This is a genomic window from Moorena sp. SIO3A2 (assembly GCF_010672265.1).
Taxonomy (GTDB): Bacteria; Cyanobacteriota; Cyanobacteriia; order Cyanobacteriales; family Coleofasciculaceae; genus Moorena; species Moorena producens.
The window spans coordinates 69,914-91,694 of record NZ_JAAHHC010000004.1; the positions used below are offsets into that span (position 1 = coordinate 69,914).

The 21,781-nt window shown below is 42.1% G+C and carries 13 protein-coding genes; 8 read left to right on the plus strand and 5 right to left on the minus strand.

The features are described 5' to 3' along the window. The first annotated feature begins 21 nt into the window (after window positions 1–21). The 3 genes from F6K64_RS05585 (at window position 22) to F6K64_RS05595 (ending at window position 10,008) form a co-directional block, all read left to right on the plus strand. Entirely contained in the window at window positions 22–3,588 is a 3,567-nt protein-coding gene (locus F6K64_RS05585; protein WP_287265042.1) for a HEAT repeat domain-containing protein, read from the plus strand. Between the two features lie 386 nt (window positions 3,589–3,974). After that, window positions 3,975–9,134 (plus strand): HEAT repeat domain-containing protein, encoded by a 5,160-nt coding sequence (locus tag F6K64_RS05590; protein ID WP_287265044.1) that lies wholly within the window; start codon window positions 3,975–3,977, stop codon window positions 9,132–9,134. 79 nt (window positions 9,135–9,213) lie between these two features. Next, entirely contained in the window at window positions 9,214–10,008 is a 795-nt protein-coding gene (locus tag F6K64_RS05595; protein ID WP_287265046.1) for a HEAT repeat domain-containing protein, read from the plus strand. Between the two features lie 179 nt (window positions 10,009–10,187). Here the strand turns inward: F6K64_RS05595 and F6K64_RS05600 are convergent, their stop codons facing one another. After that, window positions 10,188–10,604, minus strand: coding sequence for a hypothetical protein (locus tag F6K64_RS05600; RefSeq protein ID WP_287265047.1), 417 nt, complete (start codon window positions 10,602–10,604; stop codon window positions 10,188–10,190). A 669-nt stretch (window positions 10,605–11,273) separates the two neighbouring features. Here F6K64_RS05600 and F6K64_RS05605 point away from each other — a divergent pair. From F6K64_RS05605 to F6K64_RS05615, 3 genes are read left to right on the plus strand one after another with little or no spacing between them, the layout of a single operon-like run. Further along, the gene (locus tag F6K64_RS05605) at window positions 11,274–11,810 is read left to right on the plus strand and encodes a hypothetical protein (protein WP_287265048.1); all 537 of its coding nucleotides are present in this window, start codon (window positions 11,274–11,276) and stop codon (window positions 11,808–11,810) included. Window positions 11,811–11,870: 60 nt separating this feature from the next. Continuing rightward, complete coding sequence (locus F6K64_RS05610) at window positions 11,871–12,581, plus strand: class I SAM-dependent DNA methyltransferase (protein ID WP_287265049.1); 711 nt, start codon at window positions 11,871–11,873, stop codon at window positions 12,579–12,581. A 19-nt stretch (window positions 12,582–12,600) separates the two neighbouring features. Next, window positions 12,601–13,962, plus strand: a complete 1,362-nt coding sequence (locus F6K64_RS05615; protein WP_287265050.1) for an aspartate aminotransferase family protein — start codon at window positions 12,601–12,603, stop codon at window positions 13,960–13,962. Between the two features lie 413 nt (window positions 13,963–14,375). On the opposite strand, the gene F6K64_RS05620 is transcribed toward F6K64_RS05615, so the two are convergent. The 3 genes from F6K64_RS05620 to F6K64_RS05630 form a co-directional block, all read right to left on the minus strand. Continuing rightward, a complete protein-coding gene (locus F6K64_RS05620; RefSeq protein ID WP_287265051.1) occupies window positions 14,376–17,003 on the minus strand; it encodes a chloride channel protein in 2,628 nt (875 codons plus the stop codon). Between the two features lie 112 nt (window positions 17,004–17,115). Continuing rightward, window positions 17,116–18,450, minus strand: a complete 1,335-nt coding sequence (locus tag F6K64_RS05625; protein WP_287265092.1) for a TldD/PmbA family protein — start codon at window positions 18,448–18,450, stop codon at window positions 17,116–17,118. Between the two features lie 123 nt (window positions 18,451–18,573). Next, entirely contained in the window at window positions 18,574–19,437 is an 864-nt protein-coding gene (locus tag F6K64_RS05630; RefSeq protein WP_008191124.1) for a Tab2/Atab2 family RNA-binding protein, read from the minus strand. 493 nt (window positions 19,438–19,930) lie between these two features. Here F6K64_RS05630 and F6K64_RS05635 point away from each other — a divergent pair, with 493 nt between their 5' ends. Continuing rightward, entirely contained in the window at window positions 19,931–20,320 is a 390-nt protein-coding gene (locus F6K64_RS05635; RefSeq protein WP_008191122.1) for a nuclear transport factor 2 family protein, read from the plus strand. A gap of 2 nt (window positions 20,321–20,322) precedes the next feature. Here F6K64_RS05635 and F6K64_RS05640 read toward each other — a convergent pair whose 3' ends face one another. Next, a complete protein-coding gene (locus F6K64_RS05640) occupies window positions 20,323–20,880 on the minus strand; it encodes a (2Fe-2S) ferredoxin domain-containing protein (RefSeq protein WP_008191121.1) in 558 nt (185 codons plus the stop codon). A 314-nt stretch (window positions 20,881–21,194) separates the two neighbouring features. On the opposite strand from F6K64_RS05640, the gene dpsA reads away from it, so the two are divergent. Next, window positions 21,195–21,749, plus strand: coding sequence for a DNA starvation/stress protection protein DpsA (dpsA, locus tag F6K64_RS05645; protein WP_008191119.1), 555 nt, complete (start codon window positions 21,195–21,197; stop codon window positions 21,747–21,749). Window positions 21,750–21,781: the final 32 nt, after the last annotated feature.

Sequence of the window (21,781 nt, forward strand, 5' to 3'; positions counted from 1 at the left end):
CGGAAGGATTTGATTGGCACTATGTACTATATTGGTAAAAGCTATCTCAAGAAAGGAAAAAAAAAGAACAATAAGAAAGTAAAAAATATTATTCGGGAATCAGAGCAGTTACGGCCTATCCGAAATTCCCAAACCTTGGAAGCGATCGCAGAAAACACTAAACCAGAAATTACCCCAGATGTTGAGTTAAGGAAATATCAGGAAGCACTCCTAGAGAGCTACGGTAATGTTAAATTGGATAGTTTGGATACTAGTGGCTGTGCTTATAATGAACTAAAACTCTGGAATATATTTATCCCCCAAAATGTGCAAGAGGTTCATGACTTGATGCCGGAGGCGATTCATGAACTGCCTAAGGATGATTATCGAAAACTGCAAGAGAGTGGTGAATTAGATCACGAAATTGACCAAAAGGAGTTGCAACGAGCTAAACAGGTTTATTATCAACAGCCAATTCAATCGATATTGGATGTGATCAAAGACTCTCAAGGCTATCGCTATTTGGTGGTTTTAGGAAACCCAGGCTCTGGTAAATCTACCTTGCTGCAATATTTAGCATTGGAGTGGGCAAGAACTGATCTAACTACTGAAAGTTCTCTACGGATTCCGTTACTGATTGACTTACCCACTTATATCCGGAATCGCGATAGTGGACAGTGTCAGGATTTCTTGGAATTCTGCCATCAAAGTAGTGGAGCGATATGTGATATCAATCAAAATAAACTTGATGATCAGTTAAAGGCTGGTAAGGTTTTAGTGATGTTTGATGGCTTGGATGAAGTGTTTGAGCCAGGGAAACGAGAAGATGTCATTACTGATATTCATCGCTTTACGAATCAGTATCCTAAGGTAAGAGTAATTGTGACATCTCGGGTAATTGGTTATAAACCTCAACGGCTACGGGATGCTGAATTTCGTCATGTTATGCTCCAAGACTTGGAGTCGGAAAAAATTCAAAAGTTTATCGAGCAGTGGCATGAGTTAACCTTTACTGATGAAGGGGATAAAGTTAGGAAACAGGAGCGCTTACAAAAAGCCATTAAGACATCCTCTCGGATTCGAGAACTGGCGCAAAATCCCCTATTACTAACCATGATGGCAATCCTGAACCACAATCAAGAATTGCCTCGTGACCGCTCTGAACTCTATAACCAATCTTCTCGGTTACTGCTCCATCAATGGGATGTGGAACTAGCATTACTAGAAGATAATCGTGTTGATCCGAAGACTATTGATTATCAAGATAAGCAACAGATATTGGGAAAAGTGGCAGATTTCATGCAGGGTAATCAAGGGGGATTAGCGGGAAATCTGATTAGTGGGGAAGATTTAGAAAGAATTATCAAAGAGGAGCTGAAATTACGGGAGGTTACTAATCCTAAAGCTGTTGCTAAGGTAATGATTAATCAGTTGTGTACCCGCAATTTTATCTTCTGTTCAATGGGAGCCAATTACTACGCTTTTGTGCATCGGACATTTTTGAACTATTTCTGTGCTCGGGAATTGGTCAGGAAATTTGAGAAAAAGCAGGATATTTCCCTAGCACAGTTGAAAAACGAGGTATTTGGTAAGCACTGGCGGGATGAATATTGGCATGAAGCGCTGCAGTTGATTGTGGGCATGATTGATTCTACCAAAGGTGGAGAGATTATTGAGTATTTGATGGAACAAGGTGGAGTAGAGGATGATTTTAATAATTTATTTCTGGCAGGGGATTGTTTATCTGAGGTTAGGAATCGGTATGAGATTAAATCAACGAATATTGGATTACTGAATCGCGTCAAAGACTTAATTCATTATGATCTAAATTCTACTGATAACAAGTATGGAGATGAGGCCAACTTAGTCCGTGATATTCGCACTAAAGCTGTTGTAGCAGTAGCCACCCATTGGCAAGACCACCGAGATACCTTAGCCCTACTTAAAAAATTGGCTCGCTCGGATGCTGATAGGTATGTGCGAGTTAGAGCAATTGAACAGTTAGTTCAAGGTTACAAAGACCACCGAGATACCTTAGCCCTACTTAAAAAATTGGCTCGCTCTGATACGGATTTGTGGGTGCGAGCTACAGCAATTGAACAGTTAGCTAAAGGTTACAAAGACCACCGAGATACCTTAGCCATACTTCAAGAATTGGCTCGCTCTGATACGGATTTGTGGGTGCGATGTAGAGCAATTGAACAGTTAGCTAAAGGTTACAAAGACCACCGAGATACCTTAGCCATACTTAAACAATCGGCTCGCTCTGATACTGATTCGGAGGTGCGAATTACAGCAATTGAACAGTTAGCTCAAGGTTACAAAGACCACCAATATACCTTAGCACTACTTGAACAATCGGCTCGCTGTGATACTGATTCGGAGGTGCGAGTTAGAGCAATTGAACAGTTAGTTCAAGCTTACAAAGACCACCTAGATACCTTAGACATACTTCAAGAATTGGCTCGCTATAATACTGATTCGTGGGTGCGAGGTACAGCAATTGAACAGTTAGCTAAAGGTTACAAAGACCACCGAGATACCTTAGCCATACTTAAACAATCGGCTCGCTGTGATCAAGATTGGCAGGTGCGAGTTAGAGCAATTGAACAGTTAGCTCAAGGTTACAAAGACCACCGAGATACCTTAGCCCTACTTCAAGAATTGGCTCGCTGTGATACTGATTCGGATGTTCGATGTAAAGCAATTGAACAGTTAGCTAAAAGTTACAAAGACCAGCGAGATACCATAGCCATACTTCAAGAATTGGCTCGCTCTGATACTGATTCGTGGGTAAGAATTACAGCAATTGAACAGTTAGCTAAAGGTTACAAAGACCACCGAGATACCATAGCCCTACTTCAACAATGGGCTCGCTCTGATACTGATTCGTGGGTACGAGTTACAGCAATTGAACAGTTAGCTAAAGGTTACAAAGACCACCGAGATACCATAGCCCTACTTCAACAATGGGCTCGCTATAATACTGATTCGAGTGTGCGAGTTAGAGCAATTGAACAGTTAGCTAAAGGTTACAAAGACCACCGAGATACCATAGCCCTACTTCAACAATGGGCTCGCTCTGATACTGATTGGCAGGTGCGATGTACAGCAATTGAACAGTTAGCTAAACGTTACCAAGACGACCGAGATACCTTGGCCCTACTTCAAGAATCGGCTCGCTCTGATACTGATTCGGATGTGCGAGTTACAGCAATTAAACAGTTAGCTAAACGTTACCAAGACCACCGAGATACCTTAGCCCTACTTCAAGAATCGGCTCGCTCTGATACTGATTCGGATGTGCGAGGTAGAGCAATTGAACTGTTAGCTCAAGGTTGGCACGATCGCGTAGCGTGGCCTACGGCCAATCAGCCTTGGTTATTTGAATTTTTATGCGATCGCATTCTCCATGACCCCTATGATCCTAATAAGGATAAGAAAAACGTGATTGTCTATGGACTAGAAAACAATCCTCGACAAGCAGCCCTTAATGCCATCCTCAAATATTATCCTAACCATTCCCAAACCCGATCCTTATTACAGGATAGAGCAGAGCATGACTCCGATCCTGAACTGCGGAAGTTTGCTAAGGAGAATTTAGCATGAAGAATTTAGAATTTAGAATTTAGAATTTAGAATTTAGAATTTAGAATTTAGAATTTAGAATGTAGAATGTAGAATTTAGAATTTAGAATGAAGAATGAAGAATGAAGAATGAAGAATGAAGAATTTAGAATTTAGAATTTAGAATTTAGAATTAAGGCGTAGGGTGTGTTAGGGACGGGCTCGCCAAGACGCAAGCCATAGCAAGTGTTAGGTTGTTGCCCGTAACGCACCACCGCGTCAAATAGCATGCATTGAGATGCACCAGGCTCGCCCTCATGTTATCCTTAGCCAGTGTTGAGAAAGTCCGTCCCGTAACGCACTATCAGGTCAAACTGATTGCCTTTCGTATATAATGATAAATAAACCGAAAAACAACTACCAACATCATGCTGGATTGGTTAGCAATTTGGGGACTTTATACTGCTGGTGACTATCTTGCCAAGGAAGTAATTGGTCCTTTGGCGAAAGAAGCTCTAGAAGACTATACTAAAGAGTTTTTCAAAGAGTCTATTAAAGATTATACTGGACTATCGGATCAAAATATCCAGAAAAAACTCTTGGGTAAAGCCTTAAAAGAATTTGTGGCTTTAGTGCAAGAAGAATTGGAAGATGCGGATTTATCTAAGCAAGACGTAAAACAGTATACTAAACCCCTCAAGCAGTATATTAAACATAAATCTATTAAAGCTATCCTGGGCAGTGCTTTCAAGTATGGCTGTAAACGAATCGATACCGATACCTTAGCCCACACTTGGATTGAGCTTGACTTATTACCATTACCGGAAGGATTTGATTGGCACTATATTGGTAAACAGTATGTCAAGGAAGTAAAAACGATTATTCGGGAATCCGATGATTTACGGCCTATTCGGGATTCCCAAACCTTGGAAGCGATCGCAGAAAACACTAAACCAGGAATTATCCCAGATTTTGACTTAAGGGAATATCAGGAAGCACTCCTAGAGAGCTACGGTAATGTCAAATTGGATAGTTTAGATACTAGTGGCTGTGCTTATAACGAACTAAAACTATGGAAAATATTTATCCCTCAAAATGTCCGAGAAGTTCATGACTTGATGCCGGAGGCGATTCATGAACTTCCTAAGGATGATTCTCAAAAACTGCGCGAGAGTGGTCAACTACAAAGGGAAATTGACAAAGATGAGTTGAAACGAGCTAAAGAGCGTTATTATCAACAACCGATAAAATCCGTATTGGATGTAATTGAGGACTCTCAAAGCTATCGGTATTTGGTGGTTTTAGGAGACCCAGGCTCTGGTAAATCTACGTTGCTGCAATATTTAGCATTGGAGTGGGCAAAAACCGATCTAACTACTGACAGTTCTCTATCAATTCCCTTACTGATTGAATTACGCACCTATATCCGGAATTGCGATAGTGGACAGTGTAATAACTTCTTGGAATTCTGCCATCAAAGCAGTGGAGCGATATGTCATCTGAATCAACATCACCTTGATCAGGAGTTAAAAGATGGTAAGGTGTTAGTTATGTTTGATGGCTTGGATGAAGTGTTTGATCCAGAGAAACGAATAGATGTAATTACGGAGATTCATCGCTTTACCAATCGCTATCCTAAAGTAAGAGTAATTGTAACATCTCGGGTAATTGGTTATAAACCCCAACGGCTACGGGATGCTGAATTCCGTCATGTTATGCTCCAAGACTTGGAGTCAGAACAAATTCAAAACTTTATTGAGAAGTGGCATAAATTAAACTTTACTGATCAAGCCGATAAAGTTAGGAAACAGGAGCGCTTACAAAAAGCCATTGAGACATCCTATCGGATTCGAGAACTGGCGCAAAATCCCCTATTACTAACCATGATGGCAATCCTGAATCGCAATCAAGACTTGCCTCGTGACCGCTCTGAACTCTATAACCAATCCTCTCGATTACTGCTCCATCAATGGGATGTGGAACGAGCATTACAAGAAGATCATCGTGTTGACCCGAAGATTATTGATGATGAATATAAGCAACATATACTAAGAAAAGTGGCATATTTTATGCAGGGTAATCAAGCCGGATTAGCGGGAAATCTGATTAGTGGAGAGGATTTAGAACGGATTATCAAAGATGATCTGAAACTACAGGATTTTACTAATCCCAGAGACGTTGCTAAGGTAATGATTAATCAGTTGCGCACCCGCAATTTTATCTTGTGTTTCATGGGAGCCGATTATTACGCTTTTGTGCATCGGACATTTTTGGAATATTTCTGTGCTTGGAAATTTGTCATGAAATTTGAGAAAACCCAGGAGATTGACCTAGAACAGTTAAAAACCGAAGTATTTGGTAAGCACTGGCGAGATGAATCGTGGCATGAAGTGCTGAGGTTGATTGTGGGCATGATTTATTCTAAGAAAGGTGGAGAGATTATTGAGTATTTGATGGCACAAGATGGAGAAGGGTATAAGTTTGGTAATTTATTTCTGGCAGCAGATTGTTTGTCTGAGGTTAGGAATCGGTATGAGATTAAATTAACGGATACTGGATTACTAAATCGTATCAAAGACTTAATTTACTATGATCTAAATTATTATTATGACCAGTATGGAGATGAGACAAGGTTAGTCCGTGATATTCGCACTAACGCTGTGGTAGCAGTAGCCACCCATTGGCAACACCATACAGATACCTTACCCCTACTTCAACAATCGGCTCGCTCTGATAAAGATTCGTGGGTGCGACGTACAGCAATAGAACAGTTAGCTCAAGGTTACAAAGACCATCGAGATACCTTACCCCTAATTCAAGAATCGGCTCGCTCTGATACTAATTCGTTGGTGCGAGTTACAGCAATAGAACAGTTAGCTCAAGGTTACCAAGACCATCGAGATACCTTACCCCTACTTCAAGAATGGGCTCGCTCTGATAATGATTCGTGGGTGCGAGGTGAAGCAATAGAACAGTTAGCTAAAGGTTACCAAGACCACCCAGATACCTTACCCCTACTTCAACAATCCGCTCGCTCTGATAAAGATTCGTGGGTGCGACGTACAGCAATAGAACAGTTAGCTCAAGGTTACCAAGACCATCGAGATACCTTACCCCTACTTCAAGAATGGGCTCGCTCTGATAAAGATTCGTGGGTGCGACGTAAAGCAATAGAACAGTTAGCTCAAGGTTACAAAGACCATCGAGATACCTTAGCCATACTTCAAGAATCCGCTCGCTCTGATAATGATTGGAAGGTGCGAGGTGAAGCAATAGAACAGTTAGCTCAAGGTTACAAAGACCACCCAGATACCTTAGCCATACTTCAAGAATCCGCTCGCTCTGATAAAGATTCGTGGGTGCGACGTACAGCAATAGAACAGTTAGCTCAAGGTTACAAAGACCATCGAGATACCTTACCCCTACTTCAAGAATACGCTCGCTCTGATAGTGATTCGGATGTGCGAGGTGAAGCAATAGAACAGTTAGCTAAAGGTTACCAAGACCACCCAGATACCTTACCCCTACTTCAACAATCGGCTCGCTCTGATAAAGATTCGTGGGTGCGACGTAAAGCAATAGAACAGTTAGCTCAAGGTTACAAAGACCATCGAGATACCTTAGCCATACTTCAAGAATCCGCTCGCTCTGATACTGATTCGGATGTGCTGCGAGGTAAAGCAATTGAACTGTTAGCTCAAGGTTACAAAGACGACCCAGATACCTTACCTCTACTTCAACAATCCGCTCGCTCTGATAAAGATTCGGATGTGCGAGTTACAGCAATTAAACAGTTAGCTGAAGGTTACAAAGACCACCAAGATACCTTACCCCTACTTCAACAATCGGCTCGCTCTGATAAAGATTCGTGGGTGCGACGTAAAGCAATAGAACAGTTAGCTAAAGGTTACAAAGACCATCGAGATACCTTAGCCATACTTCAAGAATCCGCTCGCTCTGATACTGATTCGGATGTGCTGCGAGGTAAAGCAATTGAACTGTTAGCTCAAGGTTACAAAGACGACCCAGATACCTTACCTCTACTTCAACAATCCGCTCGCTCTGATAAAGATTCGGATGTGCGAGTTACAGCAATTAAACAGTTAGCTAAAGGTTACCAAGACCACCCAGATACCTTAGCCATACTTCAAGAATCCGCTCGCTCTGATACTGATTCGGATGTGCGAGGTGAAGCAATAGAACAGTTAGCTAAAGGTTACCAAGACCACCCAGATACCTTAGCCATACTTCAAGAATCCGCTCGCTCTGATAGTGATTCGGATGTGCGAGGTACAGCAATTAAACAGTTAGCTAAAGGTTACAAAGACCACCAAGATACCTTACCCCTACTTCAAGAATCCGCTCGCTCTGATAAAGATTCGGATGTGCGAGTTACAGCAATAGAACAGTTAGCTGAAGGTTACCAAGACCACCAAGATACCTTACCTCTACTTCAACAATCGGCTCGCTCTGATACTGATTCGGATGTGCGAGGTAAAGCAATTCAACAGTTAGCTCAAGGTTACCAAGACCACCCAGATACCTTACCTCTACTTCAAGAATACGCTCGCTCTGATAAAGATTCGGATGTGCGAGTTACAGCAATTAAACAGTTAGCTGAAGGTTACAAAGACCACCAAGATACCTTACCCCTACTTCAAGAATCCGCTCGCTCTGATAAAGATTCGGATGTGCGAGTTACAGCAATAGAACAGTTAGCTGAAGGTTACCAAGACCACCCAGATACTTTACCCATACTTCAAGAATCCGCTCGCTCTGATAGTGATTCGGATGTGCGAGGTACAGCAATTAAACAGTTAGCTCAAGGTTACAAAGACCACCAAGATACCTTAGCCATACTTCAAGAATCCGCTCGCTCTGATACTGATTCGGATGTGCGAGGTAAAGCAATTCAACAGTTAGCTCAAGGTTACCAAGACCACCCAGATACCTTACCTCTACTTCAAGAATACGCTCGCTCTGATAAAGATTCGGATGTGCGAGTTACAGCAATAGAACAGTTAGCTGAAGGTTACAAAGACCACCAAGATACCTTACCCCTACTTCAAGAATACGCTCGCTCTGATAGTGATTCGGATGTGCGAGGTGAAGCAATAGAACAGTTAGCTCAAGGTTACCAAGACCACCCAGATACCTTAGCCATACTTCAAGAATCCGCTCGCTCTGATACTGATTCGGATGTGCGAGGTAAAGCAATAGAACAGTTAGCTAAAGGTTACCAAGACCACCCAGATACCTTAGCCATACTTCAAGAATCCGCTCGCTCTGATACTGATTCGGATGTGCGAGGTAAAGCAATTCAACAGTTAGCTCAAGCTTGGCACGACCAGCTTTGGTTATCGCAATTTTTATGCGATCGCACTCTCCATGACCCCTTTGACCCTGATAAAGACAGAGATTACGAGAGAGATGACGAGAATTACAATCCTCGACAAATAGCCCTTCAGGCCATTCTCGAATATTATCCTAACCATTCCCAAATCCGGTCTTTATTGCGGGATAGAGCAAAGCATGACCCTGATCCTAAACTGCGGGAGTTTGCTAAGGAGCAATTAGCAAAATTATAGATAGTAAAGGGAGTCGGGAGTAAGGATATAGGGAATAGGGGGAGATGGAGGATATTTATATTAAGGTAATTGTCATAACATGACATTACCCTTCTATTGTCCTGAGTGTTTTTGCAAAAGCGAGATGCACCCTACCTTAGCCCTACTTCAACAATCGGCTCGCTCTGATACTGATTTGTCGGTGCGAGCTACAGCAATGGAACAGTTAGCTCAAGCTTGGCAAGACCATCGAGATGCCTTACGCCTACTTCAACAATCGGCTCGCTCTGATACTGATTCGAGGGTGCGACTTAAAGTACTGGAACAGTTAACTCTAGGTTGGCAAAACCATCGCGATAGCATAACCCTACTTCAAGAATGGGCTCGCTGTGATACTGATTCAGATCTGCGAGATCAAGTAATTGAACAGTTAATTCAAGGTTGGCAAGACCATCGCGATACCTTAGCCCTACTTGAAGAATGGGCTCGCTCTGATCCTGATTCGAGGCTGCGAGCTACAGCAATTAAACAGTTAGCTCAAGGTGGGAAAGACCACCCATATATTTTACCCCTACTTGAAGAATGGGCTCGCTGTTATAAATATTCATTTGAACAGTTACCTGAAGCTGGACAAGACCAGCCTTGGTTATGGGAATTTTTATGCGATCGCGTAGCGGCTCTTTCAGAGCATCGCACTGTCAATGACCCCTTTGAGCATAAGGGACAAAGGACATACAATCCTCGAAAAATAGCTCTTGAGGCCATCCTCAAATATTATCCTAACCATTCCCAAACCCGGTCTTTATTGCAAGATAGAGCAGAGCATGACCCCGATCCTAAACTGCGGAAGTTTGCTAAGGAGCAATTAGAAAAATTAAGGGCGTTGCTGAATTAAGGAATGAATGCGCGATTATCTCGTTTTATTAAAGCCCCCTAAATCCCCCAACTTTGAGGGACTTTAAGAGTTTTGTTACCCCAATAATTGGGGGGCTAGGGGGGCGAAAACATACCCAGAATCAGCAACGGCAGTTAATTTTATGTAGGTGCTTAATTCACCATTCTAAATTCACCGTTCTACATGCTTAATTCTCCCTTCGAGAACAATCGTTCTAATACCTCTTTTGGAATTGTCTCAAAATTTTCCAACAAGAAATCCATGATGGCCAGATGGCGCAAGTGACCAGCAGTGGGAGGGTAACAGCGACGACTGGTGTTAAACCAGCCGTTAACGGTTTGAACGGAACAGGAGCAGATCAAAGCGATATCTTCGCGAGTCAGGTCCCACTTCTGGTAGAACCGTTGCGGTGTCATGCCCAATTCGCAGTAACTGTACAGTCGGATTAGGATTTGCTCGCGCTCGGTGATGGGGTAGGGATAGGCATGTTCCCCCTTCGACTCCCTCTGTTGGGCAGGCTGTTGGGCAAGCTGCTCAAGGCGCTCCATCGCTTCGTGGTAATCGATGGGAAGATAAACAAATCGTTTTTTTGGCATTATTATATAATTACCTCAATTGTAATTGAGTAGAAAGCCGCGCTTGGCGCTTGGTCGGCAGAAAGCGCGGCTTTTTTTTCATGGTTATAGTATAACCATTGGATATTTATATTATCAACCTAAAACCCAAAAAAGTCAAGGCTATTTATTAATTTTAATAATTATTTACATTTTCAAAAATAAAATGGTTATTTTTTTTAAATTTAATACAATATTCGGTGGTAGTATAAGCTAATATTTATGCCAATATAAGTGGTTAAAATTAGATTCAAAAATCAGCTAGTTTTATTTTGAAGCGATATCATGTAAAATTTTGTAAACAAAAATTATCTGGCTTTTATCCTGTATGAGATTATGCCTGCTGCCTAATTAATTTCCAGCCTTTGCTAAACGGGATTTGAGATTTGGTATTACAACAGCTACACAAAACTTAAAAAAAAATAGGTTTTATTGCACCATATAAAAGGTACACTTGAATAGTGTTTTAACTTTTACCTAACCAGATACCCCCGATTTATCTTATTTTGCGATAGACAATGCACATCGGCACGCTTGGAGTTACTGGGCAATTGTATAAAACTATTTCGTTTTATATTCGCTTCCAGACGGGAGGTGAAAATCATCCCCGCTAGGTTGTTAACAAAGTTAGTTACCAGAAATAAAAACTAGATGAAATTAGAGCAAACCAATAAACAACTTGATTTAAATAAACAAAAAAGAGACTATACAATAGAAGTTGTCGATCATCAATATATACTCAATCGCTGGAAAGAGATTGAAGCCATTTTATATCGAGTTTTTGGAGATTCAAAGTTTAATGACAATTTTTTGAGGACTCGTCCAGCAGAACATACTTGGAAAAATATTACCGAACCTTATCAACAAGGTTTAGTGCATATTATCGCACTAGATTTAGATGAGAATATATTGGGTGCATTTTTTGTGATTTCATCTTATAAACCAGAAGGTAAAGAAGACTGCGATTTAGGATGGATGTTTACAATTGAATTATATCCAAAATTTCGCCATGAGATAATGAGTGCTATTATTGATAAAGTACATGAAGTCACTAAAAAAGCGGGCTTTAAAAGAATAATTACCGAAATGGGAACAGAAGCAGGAGCAAAATTTTTGGCAAAAAAATATGGTTATATTCATACACCTAATACAGATAAATTTAATCGATGGACTAAGGAATTGAGTTGATGCGGAGAATACAAAAAATATAAGTTAACCAAACTAGATAAATAATATTAAGTAAAAAATATGAGCGATCAATATCAAAAACTTGCCCAGTTCTATGATGATTTTGTTCAAAAAAATAGGAACTACGATCAAATTGCGACTGAACTTGCTGAACTCATAGGAGACGCTAGAGATATATTAGACATAGGGATAGGTACAGGGCTAGTGGTAGAACATTTACTGCAAATTGAACCCGCTTACAAAATTACTGGAATTGATACGAGTCAATCTCTATTAGAACAGGCGGAGAAGAGATTAAGAAAAACAGTTAATTTACATTGTCAAAATGTCTCCGAACTCGATCTGGATAAACAGTTCGATGTTGTCTATTCTCGTGGCGGTGCTTGGACATTTGTTAAGAATAAATTGGAAACAATGCTCGCCAGCCATATTTTATCTTTAGCGGAGATTCAAAAAAGTTTTGATCGGGTTGCCAAACATATCAAACCAGAAGGTCTATTGATTATTAGTTCATCTAATGCCTATGGTAATAACTTCGTAGAATTGGAAAATGGCATTGTTCATAAGAGAATTGCTCATACTGAAGGAAACGAAGATGAACGTTATACGATTCTCGATTATCTTTTCTATCAAAATGAAAAATTATTGGCAGAACAAAAACTAAAACTAAGATTAATCAGCTATCAAACTACAACAACGATGCTTAGTCAAGCCAACTTTGTAGAAGAAAGTATCAAAGCTGAAACATATTTCATCTACCGAAAAATTTAAAGCTGATCTTTCTATAATCATGCAGAATCAAAAACTTTCCCAGGATAGACCCTCTATTCCCCCATACGATTATCAGCCCGATCCCTATGTAGGACTTTCAAAACAACAAATTATTGATTTAAGACAACAATATGTGAACCCAGTGGTTGCCACTTACTATCAACAACCGATTATGATTGTTGAGGGTTCGATGCAATATGTATTCGATGAAACAGGAAAACGTTATTTAGATGGTTTTGCTGGAATCGCGACAATTAATCTTGGTCATTGCCATCCTCATGTTGTTAAAGCTGTACAAGAACAATCGGCTAAGTTACAACATACGACGACACTTTATCTACACCCCACTATTGCTGAATATAGCAAAATGCTAGTGGATAAAATGCCCGATCATTTATCAATGGTTTATTTTGTTAATTCAGGTTCAGAAGCTAATGATTTAGCAATGCTGATGGCGAGGGTTTATACGGAAAATTTTGATATCATTACCCTCCAGAATGGATATCATGGTATGAGTGGTAATTCAATGGGATTAACATCTCAAAGTACTTGGAAATATTATACCCCTCATAATTTTGGTATTCATCATGCTATAAATGCGGATGTTTACAGAGGTGCTTGGAATAACCATGAAAATAATGTTGCTTATAAATATGCAAATGAAGTTAAGAATCTAATTCAATATGCAACCTCTGGCAAGATTGCTGGTTTTATTGCAGAGTCTATTCAAGGAGTAGGGGGAACAATTGTTTATCCAGATGGCTACTTAAAAAAAGTCTATGATTATGTCCATCAAGCAGATGGATTATTTATTGCTGATGAAGTGCAAACTGGTTTTTGTAGAACAGGTGCTTTTTGGGGTTTTGAACTTCACGATGTCAAACCTGATATCGTAACCTTAGCTAAGGGTATTGGTAATGGCGTACCTCTTGCTGCTGTGGTGACAACACCGGAAATCGCCCAAGCATTTACTAAAAAGATCCACTTTAATACATTTGCGGGTAATCCTGTTTCTTGTGCAGCAGGTAAAGCAGTTTTGGAGATAATTGAAAGGGAAAATATACAACAAAATTGTGCCCTAGTTGGGGAGTATTTACTCAAATCTCTTCAGGATTTACAAGAAACCCATGAATGTATTGGTGATGTTCGTGGTTGCGGACTAATGATTGGTGTTGATTTAGTTAAAAATCGTCAAACAAAAGAGCCAAATCCTGAGCTACTTGCCCAAATTCATGAACTATCCAAAGATTTAGGACTACTCATTGGTAAAGGTGGTTTACATCGTAATGTTATACGTATTAAACCACCCCTTTGTATTACAAAAGCAGATGTTGATTTTATTATTAAAGTTTTGGAATTTGCTTTGAATTATTATGAATAACAATACAGCGGTTGTCACAGCGGTTTTTAATTCGGTGAAGTACTTTATTTATGGGTTTTAGGGAACAGGGAGCAGAGCAGTATAAAATAAATACGAATAGTTTTTGATGTTATGCTAAATAAGCAAGATTATTCATTCTATATTTAGAATTGCTATAAAAATCAATCCCAATTTGTGATATTATTAAAGATTAATCAGAGCTATTTCCTGCTGACAGCTGACAGCTGTTCGCGTAGTGTGGGCGTAGGGCATAAACTCATAGCTGAAAACTGAAAACTGACAGCTGATAACTAAAAACTGATAGCTGATAGCTGATAGCTGATAGCTGATAGCTGATAGCTGATAGCTGACAGCTGACAGCTGAATGCTTACCCCGATTCCCGATTCCCGATTCCCTACTCCCTACTCCCTAATTAATGAAGTGCTTCCCTAACCAAAATCACAGTACTATCAACACCCCGTGCGATCGCTTCTGGAATATTGCCATGGATCGCCTGTTCCAATAATCCCTCTCGACTAGCTCCGATCACGACTACATCATACTTGTGAGCGTTAGCTAAACGAATCAAAGCATCAGAAACAGAATAGGAACGGATTGGAATTGATACCACATCACACATACCTTTGAGTTGCTGTTTGAGGAAATAGGTAGCTTTTTCCAAGCTAGTCATTACAGGTTCTCCAGCTTGAGGGTTAAAAACCTGAGTTACTACGATTTGCTCTGCTTTAGCAAGGGTTGCTAGTATCGGAATTAATTGTAGGGCACGGCTAGAATTCGGTCCACCAGCAATGGGGATTAACCAACGCTTCCAGGTCTTAGCTAGTGAACCGTATTTAGCAGATTTAACATCTTGTGCTACTTCCTTGCCTTGGGGTAATTTCAGCAAGACTAAATCACAGGGAGCTTGTCGAATTAAGGTATCGATAATATTACCAAAAATCTGATTAGGACTATTAGATGGTGCTCCTTTCCATCCCATCAAAATTAGATTAATATGTCGTTGTTTAATAGTTTCTAGAATTGCTTGAGCGGTATCGTGGGATATCCTGATTTGGGTGTGAACTGGCATTTCCCACCGTCGCCCTAGCCTTTCCGCTTGCCTTAGCAATCTGCGACTTTTAGTAGTATCAACTCCTGTCTGAGCAGGACTATTGCTACGGGAGATAGGTATTACCTGCAAACACTCGATTTCATAGTCCTGTACCTGGCCAATAGCAGTAGCTATTTCCAACAATACTGGTGCTGATTGGGGATTAGCTAAGGGAACCAACATCCGTCCACTGCCGGTAGCTGGAGCGCGAGTATAATAGACGCCATAGGAGGGATCAGGACTCGGTCCTAGTTGCTCTTTTTCCCCACTGAGTTGGTTAGCTTCGGCACGAATAATATCACTAAAGGTAATGATTCCAACTAACTTTCTGTTTTCTAGAACAGGTAACCGATTGAGGTGATAACGATTAAGAATGTAGAGAACGTGGCTTAAGGTGTCATTGTGTCTAACTGTGATCGGTTGTGGAGTCATCACCTCTTTTATAGGCGTATTCCCAGGCAGTCGGTCTCGGTTCTTGGCAATGTCTTCTTGAGTAATTATCCCGACCAATTTCCCCTGAGCAACTACTGGAAAGCCCCGATGACTAGAGTTACTAAAGGTCTGAATGGCTTGATCTAAAGTCATCTGACTCCCTAGGGTTTCTACCCGGCGCTGCATAATGTCAGATGCTTTCAAACCAGCTAAGGTTCTTTTGTCCACCTTTACTTTAGGCAAGCTGTAGCCTTTCCTCTCCAACAAACGTTGATAGAGAGACCCTTTGGCTAATTGATCGGCAACTAGGTAGGAAACCACACAGGTGATCATTAAAGGTAGGACTAGATTAAAGTCCGTTGTCATCTCAAACACGATCACAATCGCTGTGATCGGTACCTTGGAAACGGCACTAAAAAATGCTCCCATCCCTGCCAAGGCGTAGGTAATCGGATAACCTAATCCGAGCAGGTGATACTCACCGATGCCAACTAAATAGCCTAATGCGGAACCCAATACTAGGGAGGGATGAAACAACCCCCCTGGTGCTCCCGAACCATAGGCAATTATGGTCAGTAAGAAGTAGACCACAAAAGCGAGGCAAGTAAATTCCCAGCCGATATCACCAGTGAGCAACAACTCCCGCAAACCACTGTTGTTATGGAACTGATCCGGTAGCAGTGCTACAATACACCCACCCAGCATCCCAGCTATACCAATCCGCAATGGTAAGCTGAGCTTGAGACGGTCGTAAAAGTTCAGACTGGACAGAATTCCCTGATTAAACAAAGCTGCTAGCAATCCAGCCAACACCCCTAACAACAAATAGAAGGGAATCTCAAGAGCGGAAAAGGTGCTGGAAAAATTGCTTAGTTCCCGATTCAGATCTAGGGTACCTCCACCCAAGAGCCGGGAAACCACCGCACCAATAAAGGATGCTAGAATAGCACTACCCAGAGTTATACTAGATAAATCTGGTAACAGTTCCTCAAAGATAAAGGCTACACTAGCCAGGGGAGCATTAAACCCAGCGGCTAATCCAGCCCCAGCCCCAGCGGCGATCATTTGACGTCGGTGATCAGGAGAGGTGGGTACCCAGCGAGTCAATTGAGCTGCCAAAGCTGCCCCAATATGAACCGTTGGGCCTTGCCGTCCCATAGTCATTCCCGCCGCCAGAGATAGGATAGTACTAACTAACTTGACTACAGCCACCCGTAAATTCATCGCGATAGGAAACCGGGCAAGGGCACCTTTGATCTGAGGTACGCCACTACCTGTTGCCTCTGATGCTACAAACTCAATCAGGAATCCGCACAGTAATCCTAAGCAGAGTCCAAAAGCGGGTAGGGCAAAGCTAGGGGGTAGGATTAGAGCTGCTTGAAGCCGCCACCTCCCTAACCAGCCAATACTGTGTTTGAGTAATACTGCTGAGAGTCCTGAGACGAATCCAATCAGACAGGCTTCGGCAAGGGCAAGACTTCTTTTGGGGATCAGCCATTGGGTAATGGGATTGATCATTGATTGATCATGGGTTAATTTCCATTAGTGATTATTCGTGGGTGCTTTGTAAATACCAGGAGAATTTCTGTAGTTACAAAGAAATAAGCACCAAGCACCGAGCACTGACCCACTAATCACTAGAGGTTACCGATAGTCCTTCCACAATTAGAGAGGGTGTGTAGATGCTATCCTGCCACTCAGCATCATCACCGAGTATTACTAATTGCTTAAGGGTGTTGTAGACATTCCCAGCTACCATGGTGTCTTTGACTCGACCAATAATATTGCCTTGTTGGACTCGATACCCTAACTCAACATTGACGGAAAAGTCACCGGAGATGCCAGCACTACCGCCGAGAATCTGGTCTATGACTAATCCTTCGTCTAATTGTCCAATTAAGTCATTGAGTGACCCTTGGCCTGGTTTAATCAGTAAGTTGACTAGATCAGGGGTTGGGTAGCTGCCTAGGCTAGGGCGAAATCCATTGCCAGTTGTGCCAGTTCCGAGTAATCGACCGGTAGTGCGATCGCAAAAAAACTGTTGCAATTGCCCTTCACTGATAAATACGAGGGATTGGGTAGGGGTGCCTTCATCATCAAAGGGGCAACTGTAAGGAAATTCAGGATTTGGTTGTTGAAACAGGGTCAGGTTTTTTGAGGTAACCACCTGACCTAGACTATCACTCCAGGGGGTGGCTTTTTCAAGTACCTGTTTTCCATTTAAGGCTGCTTCCACAGTGCCCCATAGCAAATCCGCTGCTTTAGAGGTCAACAAAATTGGCACACGACCACTGGGAGTAGAGACATTTTCCGTTGCCCAGTTGAGGCGTTGTAAGATTTGGTCTAGGACTTTGTTAGTGTTTAGGCTTTCTTTAGGCTCAGATGGGCTTAATCGAATTTGTGTACCATCACCAACACTTAAAAAGTCTTCACCCCTAACCCACTCTACCCCAAGGAAATAACTGAGGGTTGTGTCAGTGTAAGAGCAATGTAATCCTTCAGAGTTAATTAAGCTAGTGGTTTCTAACTCCCATTCCGACTCAGCGCTACACAATACTTCTGGGTAGGCATCGCGAATTAATGCGATCGCATCCGAGCCGATTGCTACTAGTTCTTCTATCGGTATAGTTTCTGGTGAGTCGGAATAGTTAGCGCTAGGGCCATCAGCCAGTTCTATAGATTCCGGTTCATTGAGTGCAGTCATGGCCATTGCCCGGTCTACTAAATCTTGTGCTGCCACTGCTCCATAGCCAACTGCTAGTCCTGGACGTCCGTCTCGCCATAACCGTAGCGCTGTCCCTTCCGATTGACTACTTTCGATTTGTTTGAGTCGATTAGCTTCAAAAAACACAGGACGAGAAAGCGATCGCGACTGATAAACCTCTGCACTAGTCGCTCCTGATTTAGCTGCTAAGTCTAACAGTTGTTCGGCTTGCAGCTCTTGCGGTCTAGTTTCAGCACTCATATTGCCAAGGGAGTAGGGAGTAGGGAGTAGGGAGTCGGGAGTCGGGAGCAGGTAAGAAAAATTACTCACAATTTATTTTTAGCTTCTGCCTGTTGCCTGTTGCCTGTTGCCTGTTGCCTTGTCTTATAACTCCCGGCATAGCCAAAATCCAGCAAACTGTTCTGAAGTTGGACTCGATTGTACGGCCAGAAAATGGACAAGATTAGCGTTCTGCTTTGCTTCTTCAAAGCTTTTTGCCTCTGCCAGAATTTGGGATTTGGTCAAGTTAGCGAGAATCCAGCTATCATTGGCACCAGTTTCCAGTAACAACTTTGGCTTATCATCAGTAGTGTCAAGTCTGACAAAGGATAGCTCCAAACCTGACATCCATGCTGCTAGGGGTTTGGCTCGTTGGGAAAATATAATCACACCGGGAATGGGCGTTTCTGGGGCAATGTCCATGATCGAGACCGGGAAAGCTTCACCAAAGTCAATCTCCCACTCGTTCATTTCCTCAAAGGCAGCGGCTTGTAGACTTACAACTGCCCACTTTTGTCCCTGCAAAGCATCGGGTAATGGTTTAGGGATGGGGGATTGATAACGGACAAATGAGGAAGCAGCGGCTGCGGGGTCATAGCCTGGTTGATTGGGATAAAAGTCTTCTATCCTTTGTTTTAACCATCGCTCCAAAGCATAGGTGCGACGGCTGGGTTGAGCTGGAATATTCAGCTCATTACAGGCTTTGGTAATCATATTGTTCATCTGACGCCGAAAGAAGCGAATCTTGCTTGGTGGCTGTTGAGCTTTTGCGATCGCATCTGCCAAAGCCTGCCCCAACCAAATTGAATTCACCTGCTGGTTGGGACACCAACTAGCGTATTGAAACAGTGTCTCAGGTGAGAGGTTGATGTCCAAAGGACTCTCGCAAATTAAGACTTCCCAAAGTTTCTTCTGATTTTCGTCCAAAATTGGGCGGGAGTAAAAATCGAGTTCCCAAATTGTTTCCATGCCACCATTAAGATAATCTCACCCATATTTATGATACGGCTCCAAGAGCGCAATCCGTAAGCATTCAGCGGTCAGCGGTCAGCTATCAGCGGTCAGCTATCAGCGGTCAGCTATCAGTTATCAGCTAATGCCCTACGGGCACGCTACTTGAGGTGCTATTAGCTATGAGTTTATGCCCATAGCGCACGGTACTTGAACAGCTTATGCCCTATGGGTTACCTCACAGGCTAGAAGCCTGTGCCACGATACTTGAGTGGCCAATAGACATCTCCAAAAATTAACCTCAAACCCTTGCACTGCCTGGGTCAAAACCGAGTTTCTGGAGATGTCTATTGGCCAACGGCTGACCACTGACCACTGACCACTGACTGCTGACTGCTGACTGCTGACTGCTGAATGCTGACCACTGACTGCTGAATGCTTAGATGTGATTAATCCTATTGAACTATATATAATTAAATCTATTCACAATTGTGAAACTTAACAAAAAATTATGAGTAGCGATCGCACAGAGGTTTTAGCTGCCAACACAGCATTCTATCGAGCTTTTGAGAAAAAGGACATTGAAGCCATGAGTAAGGTCTGGTCTCAAGGCACTGGTAGTCTTTGTATTCACCCTGGACGTGATGTAATCAAAGGTTGGCGGGACATTAGCTCATCTTGGGAAGCGATATTCAAGAATACCCAATACCTGGAAATTGAACCAGAGATTATTGCTACTGAAGTCAGGGACACTCTTGCCTACGTTGTTGTGCTAGAAAAAGTGTTGCAAGTTAGCAAGGGTAGAAGGATTCAGGCAGAATCCATAGCAACCAATACGTTTGAGCTTATGGCTGGCTCTTGGTATTTGGTGCATCATCACGGGAGTCCACTGATGGGCTAACTTCAGACAAAGTGTCGTTCGATCAGGGTGGGAATTTGCTGGGGAGCCACTTCGCTGTAGCGAGCTTTGTCTGGCATCATCACCAGGTTGGGGCCATGTTTGCACTGTTTGAGGCAGCCAGTTTCTTTAATTTTGACTTGGTCTTCTAAACCATGGTCCTTTAAACTCGATGCGATCGCATTACAGACCGCTTGACCCCCCCGTTTCCGGCAACTGGATTTCTGACAAACTAAAATGCTCGCTTTCCGGGTGGGAGTTTTGGGAACCAAAACAGTTGTTGGCTGCTGGTGGGGGGGAGCAGCAAGGCTCACCTCATAGGCTTTCAGTTTCAGTTTCCCAGTTTTGAGCTTTAGTTTGCTGGTGCCACTCACCTCAATCCACGCCCCAGGGATAATGGCTGGATCCAAGCTCTTTCTGAGAGGTTTAGATAACTTAATCCAATATTCGATATTTGAAACAGTAATTCTTAAGTACTTGATTTTATAGCCATCCTTAATGACAAAGTCTAATAACTGTCCTACTACACTAAACTCTGAGACTGGCTCTTTAAACTTAGACATAGTTATTTACCTCTAGGAACACTGTTTTTCTTTAATCAACCTTAAAAATGGCCATTTTTGTGGACTGAATCTTTATAATTTGCTGGGTTTAAGCCGATTTAACCAAGACAAATCCCGTTCACGGAGTCGTGACTAATAGAAAATCTATCTCAACTAATCTATCACAAATTATCCTCAATAGAGGTTCTGAAAAAGTTAAAAATTGTGTTATTAGGGACATTTCAGAGTCTAGGTTAAATAAAATGATATGTGTTAGCCTACTTAAAAGCATGGCAATAAGCCACACTTAATGAAAACGATAGGAGAACACTATTATGTCTACAACTCAGGGTCTACTACGCTCCTTTGGTGAAATTGCTGACAATCCAATTTTGCTGGAAAAAAACGTTACTACCCCAGTTTGTGAAGGATTAAACATAGCTTTAGCCAGCTTCCAAGGGTTGTATCTGCAATATCAAAAACACCACTTTGTTGTGGAAGGATCAGAATTTTACTCCTTGCATAAGTTCTTTGAAGAAAGCTACGAGGATGCTCAAGACCATGTCCATGACTTAGGAGAGCGTTTGAATGGACTAGGAGGAATTCCAGCTACTAGTTTTGCCAAATTAGCTGAATTGTGCTGCTTCACTCCTGAATCTGATGGAGTTTACAACTCTCGCCAGATGGTAGAGCATGACTTAGCAGCTGAGCAGTCAATCATTCAGTTAGTACGCAGTCAAGCCGCTCAAGCAGAAAGCCTGGGCGATCGAGCCACCCGCTATCTCTATGAGAAAATCTTGCTCAAGACTGAAGAGCGAGCTTATCACTTGAGTCATTTCCTGGCTCCGGACAGCCTAGTAATGGGATTTATTGGCAATGGAGCAAACTAAACCTACTTAAACTGAGATCTTGCACCATTGTC

Bases quoted from the DNA above. Each gene is read 5' to 3' on its own strand.
- F6K64_RS05595 (WP_287265046.1), top strand. From the start codon at position 9,214: ATGACATTACCCTTCTATTGTCCTGAGTGTTTTTGCAAAAGCGAGATG.
- F6K64_RS05590 (WP_287265044.1), top strand. From the start codon at position 3,975: ATGCTGGATTGGTTAGCAATTTGGGGACTTTATACTGCTGGTGACTAT.
- F6K64_RS05620 (WP_287265051.1), bottom strand. From the start codon at position 17,003: ATGATCAATCCCATTACCCAATGGCTGATCCCCAAAAGAAGTCTTGCC.
- F6K64_RS05615 (WP_287265050.1), top strand. From the start codon at position 12,601: ATGCAGAATCAAAAACTTTCCCAGGATAGACCCTCTATTCCCCCATAC.
- F6K64_RS05610 (WP_287265049.1), top strand. From the start codon at position 11,871: ATGAGCGATCAATATCAAAAACTTGCCCAGTTCTATGATGATTTTGTT.
- F6K64_RS05640 (WP_008191121.1), bottom strand. From the start codon at position 20,880: ATGTCTAAGTTTAAAGAGCCAGTCTCAGAGTTTAGTGTAGTAGGACAG.
- F6K64_RS05630 (WP_008191124.1), bottom strand. From the start codon at position 19,437: ATGGAAACAATTTGGGAACTCGATTTTTACTCCCGCCCAATTTTGGAC.
- F6K64_RS05605 (WP_287265048.1), top strand. From the start codon at position 11,274: ATGAAATTAGAGCAAACCAATAAACAACTTGATTTAAATAAACAAAAA.
- dpsA (WP_008191119.1), top strand. From the start codon at position 21,195: ATGTCTACAACTCAGGGTCTACTACGCTCCTTTGGTGAAATTGCTGAC.
- F6K64_RS05585 (WP_287265042.1), top strand. From the start codon at position 22: ATGTACTATATTGGTAAAAGCTATCTCAAGAAAGGAAAAAAAAAGAAC.
- F6K64_RS05625 (WP_287265092.1), bottom strand. From the start codon at position 18,450: ATGAGTGCTGAAACTAGACCGCAAGAGCTGCAAGCCGAACAACTGTTA.
- F6K64_RS05635 (WP_008191122.1), top strand. From the start codon at position 19,931: ATGAGTAGCGATCGCACAGAGGTTTTAGCTGCCAACACAGCATTCTAT.
- F6K64_RS05600 (WP_287265047.1), bottom strand. From the start codon at position 10,604: ATGCCAAAAAAACGATTTGTTTATCTTCCCATCGATTACCACGAAGCG.